This window comes from Reichenbachiella sp., assembly GCF_039944555.1.
In the GTDB taxonomy this organism is placed as follows: domain Bacteria; phylum Bacteroidota; class Bacteroidia; order Cytophagales; family Cyclobacteriaceae; genus Reichenbachiella.
In genome coordinates, this window is record NZ_JBDUYN010000004.1 from 406,960 (window position 1) to 425,090 (window position 18,131).

Genomic DNA, 18,131 nt, shown 5'->3' on the forward strand with positions numbered 1-18,131 from the left:
TTGAACCATGAACAAAACGGCAATTCGTGGGTTGATAGTAGCAATGGGACTGTCTTTAGTAGGGCTTGTCGTTTTTCAAGTCTATTGGATCGGGAGTATAGTCAGTGCTAACGAAGAAGCTTTTAAAAGAGACGTACAAGATGCTTTGACATACGTTGCACAAAAACTTGAAAAGAAAGAGGCTCTGGTTGTAGCTGTTGAGAATTTCCATACCAATTTCGCTTTTAAAAGCCCATCAGAGAGTGATTCCACTCGTTTTGAACTGATAGAAAGCACCTTTGAAAAGAAGGTTATTCAAGTTCAGGACTATGCTAAAGACTCGAGTAGGAGGCCTGAATGGTTGAGTTTTTACTTTGATTCTGAAAAAGATGATCCGAAGTTGAAAAATGTTTCTATCAAACTGAAGGAGACCTTACCTAATGATCCCAACACCGCAATCTATATCATGCAAGGTGAAGTGGACTCTATAATTACGGATAATGAAGAATATCAAAAGCGCCTGAAGCGGATTGCAAAAAAAAGTGAATATCTACAGCTGGCAATGCACGAACTTTTCGCCGGGGTCAAATCACTTGATAGTCGGATTGACGTTGCAGAAGCAGATTCTCTTCTAAAAAGCAGCCTTTTGGACAGGGGAATCGAATTACCATATGATTTTGGAATATTTGATCCTCTTGAAGAGAAATTCACAATTGAACAAATCAAGGACAGTAGAGACGAATTACGAAATTCTGAATTGAAGGCTGGCTTATTTCCCAACGATATAATGGGTGAAGCTGGCTATTTAGTGATCAGATTCCCTGATCAGAAGACCTATCTATTAGGAAAAATTTGGGTTACGCTACTTTCCTCTTTGATTTTTATTGTAATCATACTTGTCTGCTTTTCTTATGCCATCCATACTATTTTCAAACAAAAGAAGCTGTCAGAAATCAAAAATGATTTTATCAATAACATGACTCATGAGTTTAAAACACCGATCTCAACGGTGTCCCTGGCTTGCGAAGCATTACGCGATGATCAAGTCAGAAATACCGAAGGATTAAACGAAAGGTACTTAGGAATTATTCACGATGAAAACAAAAGACTCGGATTGCAAGTAGAAAAAGTGCTTCAAATGGCTGTGATTGAACGAAATGATTTCAAGCTCAAACTAGAAGAAGTCAATGTACACGAAATCATAGAGAAGGCCATGGCCAACATTCTCATTCAGGTTTCTAATAAAGGGGGAAATATTTCAAAGGACCTGCAAGCATTAAATCAGACCATTACGGCAGATCAGATGCACTTGACCAACATAGTATACAATCTTTTGGATAATGCGAATAAGTATTCACTAAACGAACCCACAATTAAAATTATGACAATAGATAATGCTCGAGGAATAATGATTAAAATCATTGACAAGGGTATCGGCATGTCTAAAGAAGTAGTAAATAAAATATTTGAAAAATTTTATCGCATCCCAACGGGAAATTTGCACGATGTAAAAGGATTTGGACTTGGATTGGCTTACGTGAAAAATATGGTTGAGGCACACGGGGGCGAAATATACGTTCAGAGCGAGCTGAAGAAAGGAAGTGAGTTCACTGTTTTTCTTCCCTTTCAATTAAACAACTAAAAACATGAGCAAAATCAAAATACTGCTTGTAGAGGATGACCCCAATCTGGGGCAGATACTGAATGAATATTTGCAGCTCAAAGGCTATGAAACCGTTTTGTGCCAAGATGGAGAAGCAGGATTTGAAGCGTATCAAACTGGAAATTTTGACTTTTGTATCCTGGACGTAATGATGCCAAAAAAGGATGGTTTTTCCCTCGCCCGAGATATACGTGCTATGGATAAAAATACTCCATTGATTTTCCTGACAGCCAAATCCATGAAGGAGGACGCCATTGAAGGTCTTAAACTTGGGGCTGATGATTATCTAACCAAACCCTTTAGCATGGAAGAGTTACTGCTCAGAATAAAGGCAATTCTGAAAAGAACAAGTAAAAATGGGAATGGGAAGTCCGGTACAACGGCTTATGAATTAGGTTCTCTGCACTTTAGATATGATAAAAGTGTTTTGGAGAGGCCTTCTGGTGAAATCAAACTGACATCAAGAGAAAACGAATTATTGAAACTGTTTTGCGACCATATGAATGAAACACTGGATCGTAGTGTTGCGCTCATGGCAATTTGGAAGGACGATAGTTACTTCAACGCTAGAAGTATGGACGTTTACATCGCCAAATTGAGAAAATATCTAAAAGAGGAAGAATCTGTACATATCTTAACAGTGCACGGACAAGGGTTTAAGCTTGTAAAAATGGAGTAAATTTATTATATTGTGTATCCGCCCATTTCCTATTTGGGCGAAATTAAGGATAGTTTCCAATTGCCTGTAGAATTAACAATTCTTTAAAGTCGGACTTGTGCAAGGCAATTCTATTATAGTTTTATTTGTTTACCTGTAACCCAATTGCGTATGCTACTAGTACCTTCAATATCAATCAAAGACGGAAAAGTGACTCGACTGACTCGTGGTGATTATACTTCTGGTAAGATTTATAACGAGAGTCCGATAGATCTAGCTCGTCAGTTTGAGGATCATGGGATCAATAGATTACACTTGATTGATTTGGATGGAGCAAAAAAAGGCACACCGGTAAACTATCATATTCTTGAGATGATGTCTGGTTACTCCGACATTGCTATTAATTTCTCTGGTGGCATACATACTGATGGAGACATTACAAAATGCTTTGAATTTGGAGCCGAAAGTATTACCTCAGCGACAATTGCGGTGTATAATCCGGATATGTTTTCTTCCTGGATGATGTCTTATGGTCGGGAGAAGATTGCTTTGGGTGCAGATACGCTGGATGGGCTCATTCGTGTCGGCGGCTGGCAAAAGGGAACTAAAATAGATTTATTTGAGCATATAGATTACTTTTATTCCAGAGGATTGAAGTATTTGAAAACAACTGATATATCAAGAGAAGGTGCCATGGAAGGCCCCTCGTTTGGTTTGTATCAACAAGTAATTGAAAAATTCCCAAACCTATGCCTGTTTGCCAGTGGAGGTATTAGAAGTGTTGACGATATACAACACCTGCAGGATATTGGCGTATATGGTGTGATCTTCGGTAAAGCTTTCTATGAAGGAAAAATAACGCTCAAAGATATTGAAGGCTTTGCTGTAGGGGTCAATTAAGTGTCTCTGAATTTGGTCTTTTCGTAGATAGGACGAGGTTTCTGTTTTTTAATAATCCAGTATATTCCATCGCTCTTTTCAACTTTTTCTTTCTTACCATATGGAGACGGGTGCATTAAATCACTATTATCATCTTTTGGCGATTTTCCGCCACCTCGAAAAACCAAATTAAAGCCAAAGCGGAAATCAACCGCATCGATTTTAGGCACGTCCCATATTCTAAGGAGTTTGTCCGAGGCCATATAGATCTGACACGCTCCAAAATTGACGGCCGCAGCCATTCCTACATCTATTCCTTGTTGAGGTATTCTTGATGCATTGACAGAAACATCTAATACACGACCAAATTTCCGAGTATATGCCGCTGAATAAATCATTCTGAAATTTCCTCTTACGATATGAGTAGCTATGGATCCGGTAAATCTATCATTTGGCGTGAGTTGGTACATCAAACTGGCATAAGAGGTCGTGTTAAGGCCTGTGGTATATGCATTATGTTTTGTAGTGTCTTGCAGTCTATTTTCAAGTGAATCGACGTAGGCATCTTCAAAACTTCCCACATCACCCAAATCTATTCCTTCAAATCTAAATGTGGTATCAGCCAGATGATAATTTTCCGGATCTACCTTCCATCTGATAAACCCTAGGTCATTTACGGAAACAGCAGCTGAAAGCTCTTTGTTGATTTTCCAATGAGCCCCGATGTCGATTCCAGCTCCAAGATTACTATTGCTGATCAGATGAGATGAAAGTTGATCGCTATCAAAAACGTTAAAACCTGATGTGTTAATAACCGCATTATTCACGTCGAAATTTGCTTGAAAATTATCGTCTTCGAATCCAATAGATCCGTCGAACTTGTTGTCACTTACAGCACTGATCATACCATTAAGGAACTTTACTCGAACGCCAATATTAATCCCTCTGTTTGGTATGCTCCTCCATATCCCGAATCCGTATTCCCTGTAATACCTTACATCAATTGCAGTCTTACTAAGATCAATTTTATCACCGACTAATGAGGTATTTCCATTCCAAACCGTACTTACCAGTTTATCACTGTAAAAGCCCCGCGCTGCCATTCTTTCTCTAATAAAAAAAGAAAAGGCCCTTGTTTTTGATTTTCTCCATGCTACATGAAGAGTAGAAATTTCGGCTTCAAAACTTATGAAGTTCCTTTTTTTTGCGTTGCTAACAAATTTATCAATATCCCATTCTTTTTCACCATTTTCATTGATCGTCACTGCGTCGTCATAGTTTATACGGCCGTTATAGTCAATCATGATGCCCGATAATACCGGTAGTCCAACAAACACCTTTCCCTCTGGCATAAAGGCGGGGTTGAAATTACTGCCTTGATAAGTACTGTTGGTCAGGTGATAAAGGGAAATGCCTGATTGTGCATTCACAGCTGTAGCCCCTGCACTACAGGCGAAAAATATGATGACGGAGAGTACTTTCAGCTTAAAATTCATAATTAGTGTTTGCCTGAACTCCTACTTTGAGGATCAATTCATAATCTGAAAATATTTTCACATAAGTGCCGTCTGCGGCTTGGTAGCTGGTGATATTAGTGACAATATTAAGAATACTAGCATCGAGTAATTCTTGATAACCATTTCCCTCTCCTTTAAATATGGTTACGGTATCCTTTGCGGTAATTGGCTCCTCTATTCTTCCTGATATAGGAACTTCGGGAGATTGCAAGAACGCAATGTCTGGTTTTTCATGTAAAACTGACGAATCGGCGGCTAAGAATTGCATCGTGATCGTACCTTCAATTGGTAGTTGATTGACTGTTGTTAAAATTAATCTAATGGTATCGGCGTCCTCAAAATCGAACCCTTCTACGCCAGTACCGAAATCTCTGGATAAATTTTGCAACTTAAGATTCAGAGGTAAATTGATTTCAGTTATCACCTGAACCGCACTACTTGAGGATACAAAATTCCGATCGCCAGTATTGCTGTCATTATTGTAATTTGCTGTTGCGCTTACATCGATAGCAAATTGATTTGGCGAAATTGCCAGTAAATCTGGCAGGTTCGAATTGGTATTGTTTACCTCAATGATAGAACTTTGAGTAGTACCTACCTGGCTCGTACTAGGTGCCCTGACTAATTGAGGAGTCGCAGTTATATCACCGGACAAGTTCACACTTACGCCATTGGCGTTTGATGAGGACAAGCCGTCAAGATTTAATCCCATAGGTACTCCAAATGAATTGTCGATTAGGAAATTGATTTGTGGGTCACCGAATTCAACACTATTCTCAGAAATACCATCAAAAAAGTCTACTGAAATGGTTTTGCTCTCTATAGCGATGTTTTTGTTTCCAAACCATCCAAATATTTCACTGAAATCTGCACCGGTAATTGTCAGCGTATAATTGATGAACTCTGTGCCGTTGATAAAGTCTCCCGTTTTGACCTTTAGAATACCGTTAAACTGTCCGGTGAAAAGATTTTTACTACCGTCATAATTGACAATTGTTTTATGATCAATAAGCGATTCGGATATATTGTCACTTCCACTCGCAGGCAAAGTTCCAGAAAGAACCATTGGATTACCGGTAGAAAGGTTAACTACATCATTTAGCGTCAGCTCATATTCAATGGCTGTGGCATATCCATTTTGAATATCAAGGGTTATGGTGCCTGCCGAATATTTAACAGAATCCAATTCTTCATTGTTTGGTGAAGAGTATTCAAAAGAAAGGTTTTGTGTTGGTATTAGAACGTCTTGATCCGACGGCGATCCTGCGATTGGTGTTGAATTGGCCTGTATTACACCAGGATTACTAATGTCTTCTAATTGTATTACAGTCAGATAGTCGTTGAAAGTAAGGGTGTCTCTGTAAGCTATAGAAAGAAGCTTGGTATTGTCTTCTGTGATTTCGATACTTGGGTCCTCTAATTTTTCAATCAACTCTTTGATTGTATAGGTAGTCTGACCGATTGGTACAGAATTGTTCGACTGAAGATTGGGTGTTTTAATATCGTCGAAGTCCAGTTCTCCTGTGTTGCACATGGAGAATAGCATCAGAATTAGCCCATAAAAAATGGCATTGAGATACTGATTAATTTTGATCAAGACAAGTTTGATAAGTTGCACAAATTTTATTTATTCCACACTTTTAGCCACGCTGAATGGCAATATACTAATATTTCTAGTTTTAGAAATACTAAAACCTAAACGGTTAAGATCAGCTTTATTGTTTCTTTTTCAAAAATATCAAGAGATTTTATAAAGACCGGATAGATTCTTCTACTTTTTCCCTCATTTGAACTTTGTATTGTGCTAATTTGTCGGCTAAGGCCTTATCATGGCTTCCAATGATTTGTGCAGCTAAAATTCCAGCATTTTTGGCTCCATCTAGAGCCACCGTTGCTACAGGAACTCCTCCTGGCATTTGGAGGATCGAAAGTACAGAATCCCAGCCATCAATTGAATTGCTCGATTTAACTGGAACACCAATTACCGGAAGTGTCGTGATAGACGCTACCATACCGGGTAGGTGAGCAGCTCCTCCTGCTCCTGCAATAATTACTTTTAGACCTTTCGATCTTGCATTTTCAGCATATTCTATCATCCTATGTGGCGTTCGATGGGCAGAGACAATCGTTAATTCATAAGCTACTCCCAGCTCATCAAGTATTTCTGCAGCCTGATTCATTATGTTCAGATCACTCTTGCTTCCCATGATAATTCCTACAGATGGCTTCATTTATGCTTTGATTTTAATTGATTCCTTAACAGAACGAGCAATTGTTTTTAAGTCGTTTAGATTTTGACCTACGAGAGTTACGTGCCCCATTTTCCTAAAGGGTTTAGTTAATTTTTTTCCATACAAATGTACATGAAGCCCCTCAATCTGCAAGGCCTCATCCAATCCTTCATATTGAGCCAGGCCGTCGTAACCGTCTTCCCCCAAAAGATTGATCATCACTGATGACCCCTTGATGGCTGTATCTCCTAGAGGCAAATTCAAAATGGCTCGGAGGTGCTGTTCAAATTGCGAGGTTACATTACCTTCAATGGTATGATGACCACTATTATGGGTACGAGGGGCACATTCATTTACGATGACCTCTCCCTGTTTTGTCACGAACATCTCTACAGCCAGTAGTCCGACCATGTCCAGCGAGGAGATTACTTTTTTCGCTAACTCTCTGGCTTGTATTTTAATGTCTTCGGGTAAGCCAGAGGGAGAAAACAGAAACTCGACCAGATTTGCTTCAGGGTGATACTCCAACTCCACAACAGGATAGGTAGTCATATCTCCTTTCTCGTTTCTGGCTACAATTACAGATATTTCCTTATCGTAATCGACAAATTTTTCAATCAGTGCTGGCTTATCAAACCCTTTGCTGAAATCGGCTTCGGTTTTAATGACTTGAACTCCTCGCCCGTCATATCCTTCGGTTCTTAGCTTGTGAACACCCGGCAAAAAATTGACATGTTGATATAATTCTTCTAGTGAATTGGTTAAAACAAATTCTGATGTAGGAATACTGTGATCCAAATAAAATTGCTTCTGAATTCCCTTGTCCTTGATTAGTTTTAATGCATGTGGCTGAGGATAAACTTTCTTTCCCTTCTTCTCCAGTTCTTCGAGCGCTTCAATATTTACGTTTTCAATTTCTACCGTAATGATATCGCAGGACTTGCCAAAGGATAGCACCTGATCGTAATCCCTGATGTCTCCATTCACAAATTCATTGGCCAGGGATTTGCATGGAGCATTTGGGTCGGGATCCATCACCTTGATTCCCAGGTTCAAATCAATGGCTGACTGAATCATCATACGACCAAGCTGGCCACCGCCTAAAACACCTACTTTTACATTTGGATCAAAGCTCATGAATTATTCTCTATTGTTAATACGCGCAAAGCTAAACAGCGTAATCCGAGAAAGAAATCTTATTTTTTGATAATTCCCATCTTTTCCATCAGCTTGCTCGCATTGAAGCTACCGCACGGTGCAAGACTGAGTTTGTAGTCAAATAGAATTTCGTCATCAACAATGGTACTGTTGAAACTCATATTCTGAATATTGGGTTGATTTTTAGACAGTGTGGAAAGTTGGATGTCATGTGTAGAGATAAGACCACGGCAGTTTTCTTTAATCAGTTGATCGATTAACGATAGAGCACCTTTATGTCGATCTTCTGAATTAGTTCCTTTGAGTATTTCGTCCAGCATATAGAAAACAGGTACTCCATCTTGCAGAAGGTCTAAAAGATTTTTTAGTCGCTGAAGTTCCGCATAGAAGGAGCTTACATTTTCTTCTAGATTATCTTGGGTTCGCATGCTGGTAAAAATTTGAGCGAGAGTAAACGTAAAGCTTTTAGCGCAAACTGGGGCTCCCATTTGTGCAAGAACCAAATTGACACCAATTGTTCTCAAGAAGGTGCTTTTTCCAGACATATTGGAACCTGTTACCAACGCTAGTTTCCCTTTATCTGATAACGTGAAATTATTGCTTACTCGCTGGGTTGATTTAATCAAAGGATGACCCATTTCCTCAGCAACCAGCAGATGTTTATGTTCAGATACCTGTGGGTAAACAAAGTCTGAATTGGCAAATGCATAAGAAGCCATGTCACTTAGTGCATCGATTTGATGCACCGCATCGAACCAATCCTTTACATGACTAATGTTCTTCTTTTTCCAATTCAAGGCCATTAAGAGCCAATTGACGTCAAGCAAAAACAAGAGATTAAAAATTGAGTAGAAAATATTGGCGCGACTGAGTAAAAACATCAGAATCCTTCTTAACGACTTAATGGAACTGGATGCTGAATTTTTTTCTGACCTGAGCTGGTTATGAAATCTGATCAAGAGTGGAGATTGAAAAGCCTTTTTCTCAATTTCTGAAATTACATTTTCATAACCTCTAAGGAAAGAAGCAAGGTTCCCAAACTCTTTGGTAAGGGTCATTAGTGGTTTGAAAATAAAAAATAATAATGCCAGGCTGATCAAAATGGGTAAATAGATCCATTGATAGGGCCAGGCCAAAAATCCAATTCCAAAGAGTATAGTTAAAGACGAGGTGGGCATTACATAACGTGCTATGGCCCAAAAGGGCTTTTCCATCAGGCCAAGATTATCGTCGATCCATTGAATCAATGAGAGCACCACATTTGAATATTTCTTATCCTGCTGATCTCCGTGATAGCCATACGCTGTGAGGTTTTGTCTCCATTCAGTGTCCTTTTCGAGCTCCGTCAGAGCAATTTGCCTTTCTTCGATTTCGACTTTGGAGGATTTTTTGAGTAGCCAGTTTTTAATTAACTCCCTGGAGCCTAAGAGTCTACTTCTAACCAATAATTGAAAAAGAGAATTGGAGCCGAAAAGGTCCAAATCAGGGGCGTATTCGTGATGTGTGTCCATATACTCCACGCCACTATCCAGACTTGATAAAGAACCTGTAGTTCTTTTTATTTCGTTCTGATTAATCTCCAATAGATATTGATGTTGTGATAGTGCAAATTTTGCTCGATTATGCTTTCTGACAATCCAACCAAAAAATGGGACAAAGACAAAAAAAGTAAGAAACATGTACTGTACTTCTCTGATATTAGCGAAGTAGAAGAAGGAAACTAAAAAAAGCACAAAGATGAGTACCCGAATCCATGAGAGAGTATTAGTTCTTTTCTCAAGATTGTTGGATTGTTCAAGTAAAGAGGCTACACGTTTTTTAAAATAATCTAGGACTGGTGAACTACTGGAATTGGGCATGAGTTATTTCAACAATTGATAGGCTATAAATGCAAAAATGTATGCTACTGCAGACATGTAAACCAGTTGCAGCATAGGCCATTTCCAGGACTTTGTCTCGCGGTATACGACTGCTAATGTGCTCATACATTGCATAGCAAACGCATAAAACAACATTAAAGATACTCCTAGGGCAATCGAATACATAGGTTGACCGGTATATGGATTGATTTCCGCTCTGAGCTTATCCTTAATTGTAGATTCATCTTCTGCCCCAGACCCTACACTATAGATGGTTGCAATAGTACCAACAAAAACTTCTCGCGCCGCGAATGAGGTAATCAACGCGATACCGATTTTCCAATCATAACCCAATGGCCTGATGGCTGGCTCAATGGATTTCCCAAGAATACCAGCGTAGGAGTGCTCTAGTTTATAAGCACCCAGTAGATCGTCAAACTCAGGCGAATCAATTTCCAGATGGGGGTATTGTTGAACTATTCTTTTTTCGGCCTGATCAAAATTTTCACCAGGTCCATAAGATGCCAGTACCCAAAGAATAATAGAAATGGCCAAAATAATTTTCCCAGCCTCAAACACAAAGGTTTTGCTTTTTGAAAAAATGGTAATCCAAACATTTTTCCATTTCGGCCAGCGGTAGATTGGCAGCTCCATGATGAAGTAACTTTGCTCTTTCACTTTTAATATGGTCTTCATCAGCATAGCCGATAATATAGCCCCTAAAAATCCGATCAGGTAGAGCGCCATTAGCGCTAGTCCCTGAACACTCATAAAGCCAAAGATGTATTCATTGGGGATGACCAAAGCAATCAATATGGCATAAACCGGTAGGCGTGCGGAGCAGCTCATGAATGGTGTGACGAATATGGTGATTATTCTGTCTTTCCAACTTTCAATGTTACGTGCAGCCATAATAGCCGGTATGGCACAGGCCACCCCTGAAATCAGGGGCACCACACTTTTTCCATTTAGTCCAAATTTGCGCATGATTTTATCCATCAGGAATACGACTCGCGCCATGTATCCGGATTCTTCCAGAATGGCTATAAAGCAGAATAACAAGGCAATCTGTGGAATGAAGATGACTACTCCGCCGAGCCCTGGAATGATGCCTTCCGCAATCAAATCCGTGAATACTCCAGGTGGCAGATAGGCCTTGGCCCAACTACTTAATTTGGCAAAACCAAAATCTATGTAATCCATGAAGGGCTCTGCCCAGGCAAAAATGGATTGAAACAACGCGAACAAGATGGCAAAAAATATGACGTACCCATAGATTTTGTGCGTCAGTATTTTGTCAATATTCTGATTCCGAGTGGCTGTTGTTTTGAGGTCAGTTTTAGTGACAATTTTGGCTAACTTTTCTCGAATTATTTTGTAGCGTTCTACCGTTTCTGTGGTTTGAAATTGACGATCACAGAAATTGTATTCTAACTTTTTATCAGCAATGAATTTCTTGTCATCATTGGTTAGAAAGCTTTTGCTATAAGTCTGCTGAGCATATTGATAAGCTACATAATCATTGTCTAGCTTAAATTTTTCCCTGATTACAGGAATGATTTCCGGTGATAGTTCATTGATGTCATAAAAGAGGTCTGTATTCGAAGCTACATCCGAACAAAGAATCTTTTTCAACTCGGCAATCCCTTCACCAGTTCGTCCATTTATGGTTAATACAGTGGTACTGAACTCTTCCTCCAAAGCTCGCAAATCAATGTTTAATCCGCTTCTGTTTGCTACATCGAGCATCGAAAGTGCCAATATGGTTGGAAGGCCGAGATCCTGAATTTCTGTAAAGAGCAATAAGTTTCGCTCCAGATTGGAGGCGTCCGCAATGACTACTATTTTATCGGGGAAATCATGGGCATTTTTGTCACTCAATACATCAAATACCACACGCTCATCCATAGATCTTGGGTAGATGCTATATGTACCGGGCAAATCAATGACATTGGCCAAAGAGCCATTCTCTCTGAATGACCCACTTACCTTGTCCATGGTGACTCCAGGGAAATTTCCTACCTTCTGATTCATACCTGTAAGCAGGTTGAATACGGAAGTTTTACCAGCATTTGGGTTGCCGACGAGGGCGACATTCAGAGGCGTGCTGCTCATAGCTGTCTAAGATAAAGTAATGGTTGAAGCTTCTTCTATTCGCAAAGAAAGGTCATAGCCCGAAACACGAATACAGATAGGGTCTCCGAGCGGAGCTGCAAATTTCATTTCTACTTCTGTGCCAGGTAGTACACCCATTTCTAATAATTTCAAAGAGATGTACTCATTAGTAAAGTTGTTTACAATTCCTTTTTCCCCAGGTCTGAGCTGTGCCACCGATCGCATAAATCTCTTATTTAGAATTATTAAAAATAAGAGCAAAACTATGTGATTTGACAATAGCCAGCAAGTCTAATTTTATGACAAAGGTCATTGACTTAAAATTCTCATTTGTTTTTAAAATTCAAACTAAATTGTCATCTGAAATATTAGCACCCTATGGCCAAAACTAAAACTGCGTTTTTCTGTCAAAACTGTGGAGCACAATCACCTAAATGGATTGGGAAATGTCCTTCCTGCAACGAATGGAATTCTTATGTGGAAGAGGTAGTCTCTCAGCCCACTAGTAATACAAAAATCTGGACAGAAGGAGAAAAGAATACCAGGCCTAATCAAGCTCTTTCGATTCAGGAGATAAAGGCCGAAGATAGTGTAAGATACAAGACCCCGGATGCAGAATTTAATCGTGTATTGGGTGGAGGGATTGTTCCGGGTTCTTTGGTTTTGATTGGCGGTGAGCCTGGCATAGGCAAATCCACTTTATTTCTCCAGGTGGCCTTAGGCCTTACGGATAAGAAAATTCTATATGTTTCTGGAGAAGAAAGTCCTCAGCAGATCAAAATGCGAGCAGATCGAATGCAAGCTCAGTCAGCTAATTGTTTGTTGTTATCTGAGACTTCCTTGACTAATATCTTCCAACAGATCAAACAAATTAATCCGGATGTTCTAATTATTGATTCCATTCAAACCTTGTTTTCCGCCAAGGTGGACAGCTCTGCGGGAAGCGTTAGTCAGGTGAGGGAATGCACGGCAGAATTGCTGCAATTTGCCAAAACAAGCAATGTCCCGGTATTTTTAATTGGGCATATCACCAAAGAGGGAACAATTGCCGGACCTAAGGTATTAGAGCATATGGTAGATACCGTATTGCAATTCGAGGGAGATAGACATTTGAGTTATCGTATTCTTCGAACAATCAAGAACAGATTTGGTTCTACATCTGAACTTGGCATTTATGAAATGTCAGGTTCAGGCATGCGTCAGGTATCTAATCCTTCAGAAATATTGATTGCACACAAGGATAGTGAACTGAGTGGGGTGACGATAGGAGCCTCTATCGAAGGAAACAGACCTTTGCTAATTGAAACCCAGGCACTTGTCAGTGCTTCAGCTTACGGTACCCCGCAAAGAAGCACTACCGGCTATGACTCCAAGCGACTGAATATGCTTTTGGCAGTACTTGAAAAGAGAGGTGGTTTGCGCCTGGGCAATCAAGACGTTTTCCTAAATATAGCTGGAGGATTGAAGATTGATGATCCGGCTTTGGATTTGAGTATTGCCGTTTCTATTGTCTCCTCGTATGAGGAAAAAGTGGTTAGTTCGGATATTTGCTTTGCAGGGGAGATTGGACTCGGTGGTGAGGTGAGGGCAGTCAATCGGATTGAAAGCAGAATTTCAGAGGCTGAAAAGCTAGGCTTCAAAAAAATCTTTGTTTCCAAAAACAATTCTAAGACACTTGCTGCCGGCCATTTTAAAATTGATGTAGTATTGGTTCAAAACATTGCCGAAGTGTTTAAGAAGCTTTCAAACTAAAAAATATCCCGCACCAAAAGGTGCGGGACAGCTCAGGAATCGGAACGGCCAAAGGCCGCTCCGAAATTCTTACCATAGCGGTAAGTCTTAGTCGAAGAATTCTTCAAAAAGAATATCTCCTGTTGTTGCGTCAATTCCGAATTTGTAATATTGATCCTGGTCGTTACGAATTTTTATAACGTACGCCCAGTGAGCAGCTTCTTGATGCCATATTTGCTCAAAGTACCAATAGTATAGTTCTCCTTCGAAGGCTTGTTGAACAACTTCAATGGCCTCTTCAAGCGAAATAAAATTCTCTCCTGGTGTTAAATTGTAATCATAAGGCCCATCTTCATCCCGGGCATCTACCAGGTCTTCTGTATCTTCAGTGATGACAAGCTTAACGAGTGCACCGGATTCCGTTTTTACATAAACGTTCCAATAGACCTGCTCTTCCTTTTCGTATTTCGAGGCCTGAACCAGATCTCCTTCGATATACCAACCTATAGCTTCCAATACATTTGCGGGAACCTGCTCATCCTCTTCTTCGAAATCTTCTTCATCATCCTCTTCTATTTTGTTTATGTCCAAAATAGCTCCCGTGAACGCATCAATTTCTACTTCGAATTTCCCGGCATCAGATGCGATATGTACTTCAAATTCCCATTTGTTGTCCTCCTCCAGCTCAAGTTCCCATCTTGTGATTTCTCCACCAAGGGAATCTGTAGCCAATAGAAGGGCTTCAGAAAGAGATATGAAGCTGCCTTGCGGGTCAATATCATAATCGAATGGCCCGGATTGTCCTTCCACTTCTAAGATTTCAAACACATCCTTAACTACCACAACTTCTAATTTTCCGCCTGAGGCGAGAAGTAGTTCAATTTCGTAAACAGCCAGGCCACGTTCTTCACTCTCTTTAATTTCTATCTTTTTGGCTCCTTCCAAAACTTCAAGAATAGCTGAAGTAAGCTCATCGATGTCAATGCCTTCTAGGGTTCTGCCTCCGCTGGAAGCAGCACTCAGCAATGATTCAAACGGAGTTTCCAATGCACTAAATTCTTCAATGGTAAGATCATTGAATTGCTCTGCTTCATAGTTGCCAATTTCAGAATTGGCAAGATCTTTCAGCTCATCTTCAGAACAGCTGACCATGGCTAAGAGTAATAAAGCCATAAAATACAGTAATAAACTTTTGATTCCTTTGTCCATTTTTGTTCGGTTTTAATAGGATAATAATGATTTAAGTTTGATTTATATAGCGATCATTATCCTGTGATATAATTATTAATGTAATTAATTATACAAAACAAAGATTATGATTTGTGATGGGTAAAACGCTGTTTCGAAAAATTATATTGGACTTTGGGAGCGACTTTTAGATGACTAAAAGGATGCGTTCGATGAACGTGCGCATATAGCAGGTTGAATATTTTTATGAATTTGAAGGAAAATCGGAGGATTGGGGTATTTTGACATGGTGTTGCAGCTCAAATACAAAAAGTCCCTTATAAAAAGGGACTTTTACGCAGTTCAAAATCTTGTTTAGGGTTAACTATCCGAAGATTCTTCTTTCATTTCGCCAAGAATTTTGATTTCTGGAATTTCCACATAGTTGAAATCATAGTTAAAAAATGAACTAAGATCTTCTCCAGCTTCTAGCATATCTTCGTCACCTTCTTCGTAATACCAGTTGATGTGTATTTCCTTACCACGTTCCAATTTCAGGTCATTCAGTTTTTTAAATAAAATGTAGATACATTTTGATGAGCTAGTATTGAAATACTCAAATGCGGCATTTAGCGTGATTGCCTCTTTGGCAGTTTTTCCGAAATGATCAATTGAATCATTAATATATCTATAGAAAACAAGAGGATTTTCAGGGCTTGATTTCCCTCTGATGTCCAGTAATCCTTTTCCTGGATCGAAGTATATCGAGGGGGTCACTCTTGTTGCTCTTATAAAAAAACCTTTCATATATAGAAATTTATGCTAGAGGAATCCTAGTCAAAAGGAATAATCATTCCGACGATTCACACTAATTAGTGCTAACACTCTTGTTTAATAAGTAAGAAGAACTAGCTGGTTGATTGATATTATTTCAAGTTCAAAGATCAGTTGATTTTTAAAAAAATAGAATACAGGATTCTCCTAAAAATTTATTTTTATCTACAAAAGGTGCCATAACGGTCGACACGAGCAAAAAAATAGCTGTAAAAGGCGCAGCGTTCAGTTGAAATTTCCTTCATCGACGTGAGAATTGTCAGGCAATATTAAGTAGATAGGTAATTTCCCTAATTGCTGATTAGTGGTTATTGCGAGTCTTCAGCGTCATCAAAGAACCTATCTGTTTCGTCAAAACCTTCCTCAGCCTGCTGCTTGGCAAACTTCTTATTGTATTTCGTTACTTTAAATTCAGTACGCCTGTTGACTTGGTGTTGCTCTTCAGTTTGGGCATCTTCAATAATGAGTTTAGTTTCTCCGTATCCTTTGGCTATCATTCTACGCCCTTCAATTCCTTGAGAGGCCAAATAGTTTACGGCCGACTGTGCTCTTCTTTGAGACAGGTTCATGTTATAGTCATGGCTGGACCTTACATCAGTATGTGAACTGAGTTCAATATTGATGGTGGGGTTATCTTTCATTAGCGTGACCAGTTTATCTAATTCAGCTGCAGCTTCAGTCTTAATGTCGGCCTTGTTTAGATCGTAATAGATATTGTTCAGCACAATGGCTTTGTCTACCACAATTTGATCTAGCGGCAAATCCACTTCAAATTGCACATTAGTTATCATCTCTTTTAGCTCAGCACGATCAACAGATTTTCCGATCGTTGAAAAGTCAATTCTGGAAGTGAAGTAATCTTCTTTTTCAGCAACTAAATAGTAATTTTCTTCAGCAAAAACGCGAAAGCGGTATTTGCCATCGACCTGAGTGAATTTTTCATCGATTATCTCATTATCTGCATCTTTTAGAACTACTTTGGTATTAGATAGCGGCACGAGATTGTCATTGTCATCATGAGTTAGTGTTGTACCTGCTAGCCAGTAATTCACGATTTTTAGATTAGGATCATCATTCACGAAGGTATAGATATCGTCATCGCCTTTGCCACCTTTTCTGTTGGAAGTAAAAAATCCACGAGAAGGATTAAAAAGAAATAGGCCAAAATCATCAGCATTGGAATTAATAGGAGCACCGAGATTCTCAAGCTTAATGTGTCCCCCTTCTCGAGTTGCCTCGAAAATATCCAGGCCACCGAAACCAGGCCACCCATCAGAAGAAAAGTAAAGTTTACCCGTGCCACCTACATAGGGAAAAATTTCATTTCCCGGAGTATTTACGTGCTCTCCCATGTTTCGAACATCTACCCATCGGCCCCTTCTATTCAGCGATGCTGTATAAATGTCCAATCCTCCGAACCCGCCTTCTCGATTGGATGAGAAATATAGTGTTGTACCCTCAGGGCTTAGTGCAGGAGTGGAGTCCCAGGTATCTTGACCATTGATGCTCAAAGGCCTGGGTGTCTGCCAGGTTCCATTCCGAAATCTTGTAAAGTATAGATTGACCTCGCTTGGGCCAGATGATTTTCCAGAGTTACCCTTGGCAAAAATGACGGTATTGCCATTTTTGGACATGGTAATAGATCCAAGGTTTACATTGGGTTCGTTAATAATTGGGCTAAGTTCTTCCAGAGTTGCAATGTCAACTTTAGCTCCTCGTGTGTTGACCACGAAAATGTCGGTGAACGGCGTACCCGTTCCCTTGTAAATTTTTCCACCATGATGATTAGAGGTGAAATACAGTCTGCCGTTATTATAAAAAGGTGAATATTCTGCCCATTTGGAATTAATGGCCTCTAAATTTTTAACTCTAAAGTAATTGACTCGGGTCTCAATCTCTGGGAGTTGACTTAGGTTATTGAGTTCTCTTTCTGCCAAGGCCACTACAGCATCATCTTTTCCTTTCTTAAGATAATCTTCGAGCACTTTATTTGCCCTTTGCACATCATCGTTAGCTTTCAGAGCAACAGCATAAAAGTAGTGGGCACTTTCATCTTCAATTCCGGCATCAATGGCTGCCATATAATAAGGTTCGGCTTCCTGAATTCGATTAGATTTACGATAAGCTTCGGCTAAAAGAAAATTGGACTCGGGGTCATCTGGCTTTAAAGATTTTTCATACTGATAGATAGCGTCACTATATTCACCAGACTCAAAACTTTTGGTTGCCTTATTAGTCGCGCTACATGAGGCTAGTACACATACTAGAATTAAGCTAAGAAGTCTGCTATTAAATATCATAGAATCCATATCATGGTGTGGCTAAAGATAAAACACATTC

Annotated in this window: 14 protein-coding genes; 4 read left to right on the forward strand and 10 right to left on the reverse strand. The window is 39.5% G+C overall.

The window, feature by feature from the left end:
* Positions 1–7 precede the first annotated feature (7 nt).
* The 3 genes from ABJD64_RS03215 (at position 8) to ABJD64_RS03225 (ending at position 3,200) form a co-directional block, all read left to right on the forward strand.
* Positions 8–1,621, forward strand: a complete 1,614-nt coding sequence (locus ABJD64_RS03215; RefSeq protein WP_348177344.1) for a HAMP domain-containing sensor histidine kinase — start codon at positions 8–10, stop codon at positions 1,619–1,621.
* A gap of 4 nt (positions 1,622–1,625) precedes the next feature.
* The gene (locus tag ABJD64_RS03220) at positions 1,626–2,321 is read left to right on the forward strand and encodes a response regulator transcription factor (RefSeq protein WP_348177346.1); all 696 of its coding nucleotides are present in this window, start codon (positions 1,626–1,628) and stop codon (positions 2,319–2,321) included.
* 150 nt (positions 2,322–2,471) lie between these two features.
* Complete coding sequence (locus ABJD64_RS03225; RefSeq protein ID WP_348177347.1) at positions 2,472–3,200, forward strand: 1-(5-phosphoribosyl)-5-[(5-phosphoribosylamino)methylideneamino] imidazole-4-carboxamide isomerase; 729 nt, start codon at positions 2,472–2,474, stop codon at positions 3,198–3,200.
* On the opposite strand, the gene ABJD64_RS03230 is transcribed toward ABJD64_RS03225, so the two are convergent.
* The 7 genes from ABJD64_RS03230 to ABJD64_RS03260 form a co-directional block, all read right to left on the reverse strand.
* Positions 3,197–4,675, reverse strand: a complete 1,479-nt coding sequence (locus ABJD64_RS03230; protein WP_348177349.1) for a DUF5723 family protein — start codon at positions 4,673–4,675, stop codon at positions 3,197–3,199. The genes ABJD64_RS03225 and ABJD64_RS03230 overlap by 4 nt on opposite strands.
* The gene (locus ABJD64_RS03235; protein WP_348197920.1) at positions 4,665–6,293 is read right to left on the reverse strand and encodes a hypothetical protein; all 1,629 of its coding nucleotides are present in this window, start codon (positions 6,291–6,293) and stop codon (positions 4,665–4,667) included. The genes ABJD64_RS03230 and ABJD64_RS03235 overlap by 11 nt, the downstream gene beginning before the upstream one ends.
* Before the next feature lie 151 nt (positions 6,294–6,444).
* Entirely contained in the window at positions 6,445–6,927 is a 483-nt protein-coding gene (purE, locus tag ABJD64_RS03240) for a 5-(carboxyamino)imidazole ribonucleotide mutase (RefSeq protein ID WP_348177353.1), read from the reverse strand.
* On the reverse strand, positions 6,928–8,064 hold the full coding sequence (locus tag ABJD64_RS03245; protein WP_348177355.1) for a 5-(carboxyamino)imidazole ribonucleotide synthase: 1,137 nt from the start codon (positions 8,062–8,064) through the stop codon (positions 6,928–6,930).
* A gap of 59 nt (positions 8,065–8,123) precedes the next feature.
* Positions 8,124–9,944 (reverse strand): hypothetical protein, encoded by a 1,821-nt coding sequence (locus ABJD64_RS03250; protein ID WP_348177357.1) that lies wholly within the window; start codon positions 9,942–9,944, stop codon positions 8,124–8,126.
* A 3-nt stretch (positions 9,945–9,947) separates the two neighbouring features.
* A complete protein-coding gene (gene feoB, locus ABJD64_RS03255) occupies positions 9,948–12,059 on the reverse strand; it encodes a ferrous iron transport protein B (protein ID WP_348177359.1) in 2,112 nt (703 codons plus the stop codon).
* Positions 12,060–12,065: 6 nt separating this feature from the next.
* The gene (locus tag ABJD64_RS03260; RefSeq protein ID WP_348177361.1) at positions 12,066–12,284 is read right to left on the reverse strand and encodes a FeoA family protein; all 219 of its coding nucleotides are present in this window, start codon (positions 12,282–12,284) and stop codon (positions 12,066–12,068) included.
* Positions 12,285–12,437: 153 nt separating this feature from the next.
* Between ABJD64_RS03260 and radA the strand changes: the two genes are divergently transcribed.
* Positions 12,438–13,811 (forward strand): DNA repair protein RadA, encoded by a 1,374-nt coding sequence (gene radA, locus ABJD64_RS03265; protein ID WP_348177363.1) that lies wholly within the window; start codon positions 12,438–12,440, stop codon positions 13,809–13,811.
* 87 nt (positions 13,812–13,898) lie between these two features.
* On the opposite strand, the gene ABJD64_RS03270 is transcribed toward radA, so the two are convergent.
* From ABJD64_RS03270 to ABJD64_RS03280, 3 genes are all read right to left on the reverse strand, one after another.
* Entirely contained in the window at positions 13,899–14,999 is a 1,101-nt protein-coding gene (locus ABJD64_RS03270) for a PepSY domain-containing protein (protein WP_348177365.1), read from the reverse strand.
* Positions 15,000–15,338: 339 nt separating this feature from the next.
* Positions 15,339–15,764, reverse strand: coding sequence for a DUF1987 domain-containing protein (locus ABJD64_RS03275; protein WP_348177367.1), 426 nt, complete (start codon positions 15,762–15,764; stop codon positions 15,339–15,341).
* A 335-nt stretch (positions 15,765–16,099) separates the two neighbouring features.
* On the reverse strand, positions 16,100–18,100 hold the full coding sequence (locus tag ABJD64_RS03280) for an OmpA family protein (RefSeq protein WP_348196030.1): 2,001 nt from the start codon (positions 18,098–18,100) through the stop codon (positions 16,100–16,102).
* Positions 18,101–18,131 lie beyond the last annotated feature (31 nt).

What these genes read in the sequence shown, in the direction of transcription:
- ABJD64_RS03215 (WP_348177344.1), top strand. Translation starts at nt 8, where the DNA reads ATGAACAAAACGGCAATTCGTGGGTTGATAGTAGCAATGGGACTGTCT.
- ABJD64_RS03220 (WP_348177346.1), top strand. Translation starts at nt 1,626, where the DNA reads ATGAGCAAAATCAAAATACTGCTTGTAGAGGATGACCCCAATCTGGGG.
- ABJD64_RS03225 (WP_348177347.1), top strand. Translation starts at nt 2,472, where the DNA reads ATGCTACTAGTACCTTCAATATCAATCAAAGACGGAAAAGTGACTCGA.
- ABJD64_RS03230 (WP_348177349.1), bottom strand. Translation starts at nt 4,675, where the DNA reads ATGAATTTTAAGCTGAAAGTACTCTCCGTCATCATATTTTTCGCCTGT.
- purE (WP_348177353.1), bottom strand. Translation starts at nt 6,927, where the DNA reads ATGAAGCCATCTGTAGGAATTATCATGGGAAGCAAGAGTGATCTGAAC.
- ABJD64_RS03245 (WP_348177355.1), bottom strand. Translation starts at nt 8,064, where the DNA reads ATGAGCTTTGATCCAAATGTAAAAGTAGGTGTTTTAGGCGGTGGCCAG.
- ABJD64_RS03250 (WP_348177357.1), bottom strand. Translation starts at nt 9,944, where the DNA reads ATGCCCAATTCCAGTAGTTCACCAGTCCTAGATTATTTTAAAAAACGT.
- feoB (WP_348177359.1), bottom strand. Translation starts at nt 12,059, where the DNA reads ATGAGCAGCACGCCTCTGAATGTCGCCCTCGTCGGCAACCCAAATGCT.
- ABJD64_RS03260 (WP_348177361.1), bottom strand. Translation starts at nt 12,284, where the DNA reads ATGCGATCGGTGGCACAGCTCAGACCTGGGGAAAAAGGAATTGTAAAC.
- radA (WP_348177363.1), top strand. Translation starts at nt 12,438, where the DNA reads ATGGCCAAAACTAAAACTGCGTTTTTCTGTCAAAACTGTGGAGCACAA.
- ABJD64_RS03270 (WP_348177365.1), bottom strand. Translation starts at nt 14,999, where the DNA reads ATGGACAAAGGAATCAAAAGTTTATTACTGTATTTTATGGCTTTATTA.
- ABJD64_RS03275 (WP_348177367.1), bottom strand. Translation starts at nt 15,764, where the DNA reads ATGAAAGGTTTTTTTATAAGAGCAACAAGAGTGACCCCCTCGATATAC.
- ABJD64_RS03280 (WP_348196030.1), bottom strand. Translation starts at nt 18,100, where the DNA reads ATGGATTCTATGATATTTAATAGCAGACTTCTTAGCTTAATTCTAGTA.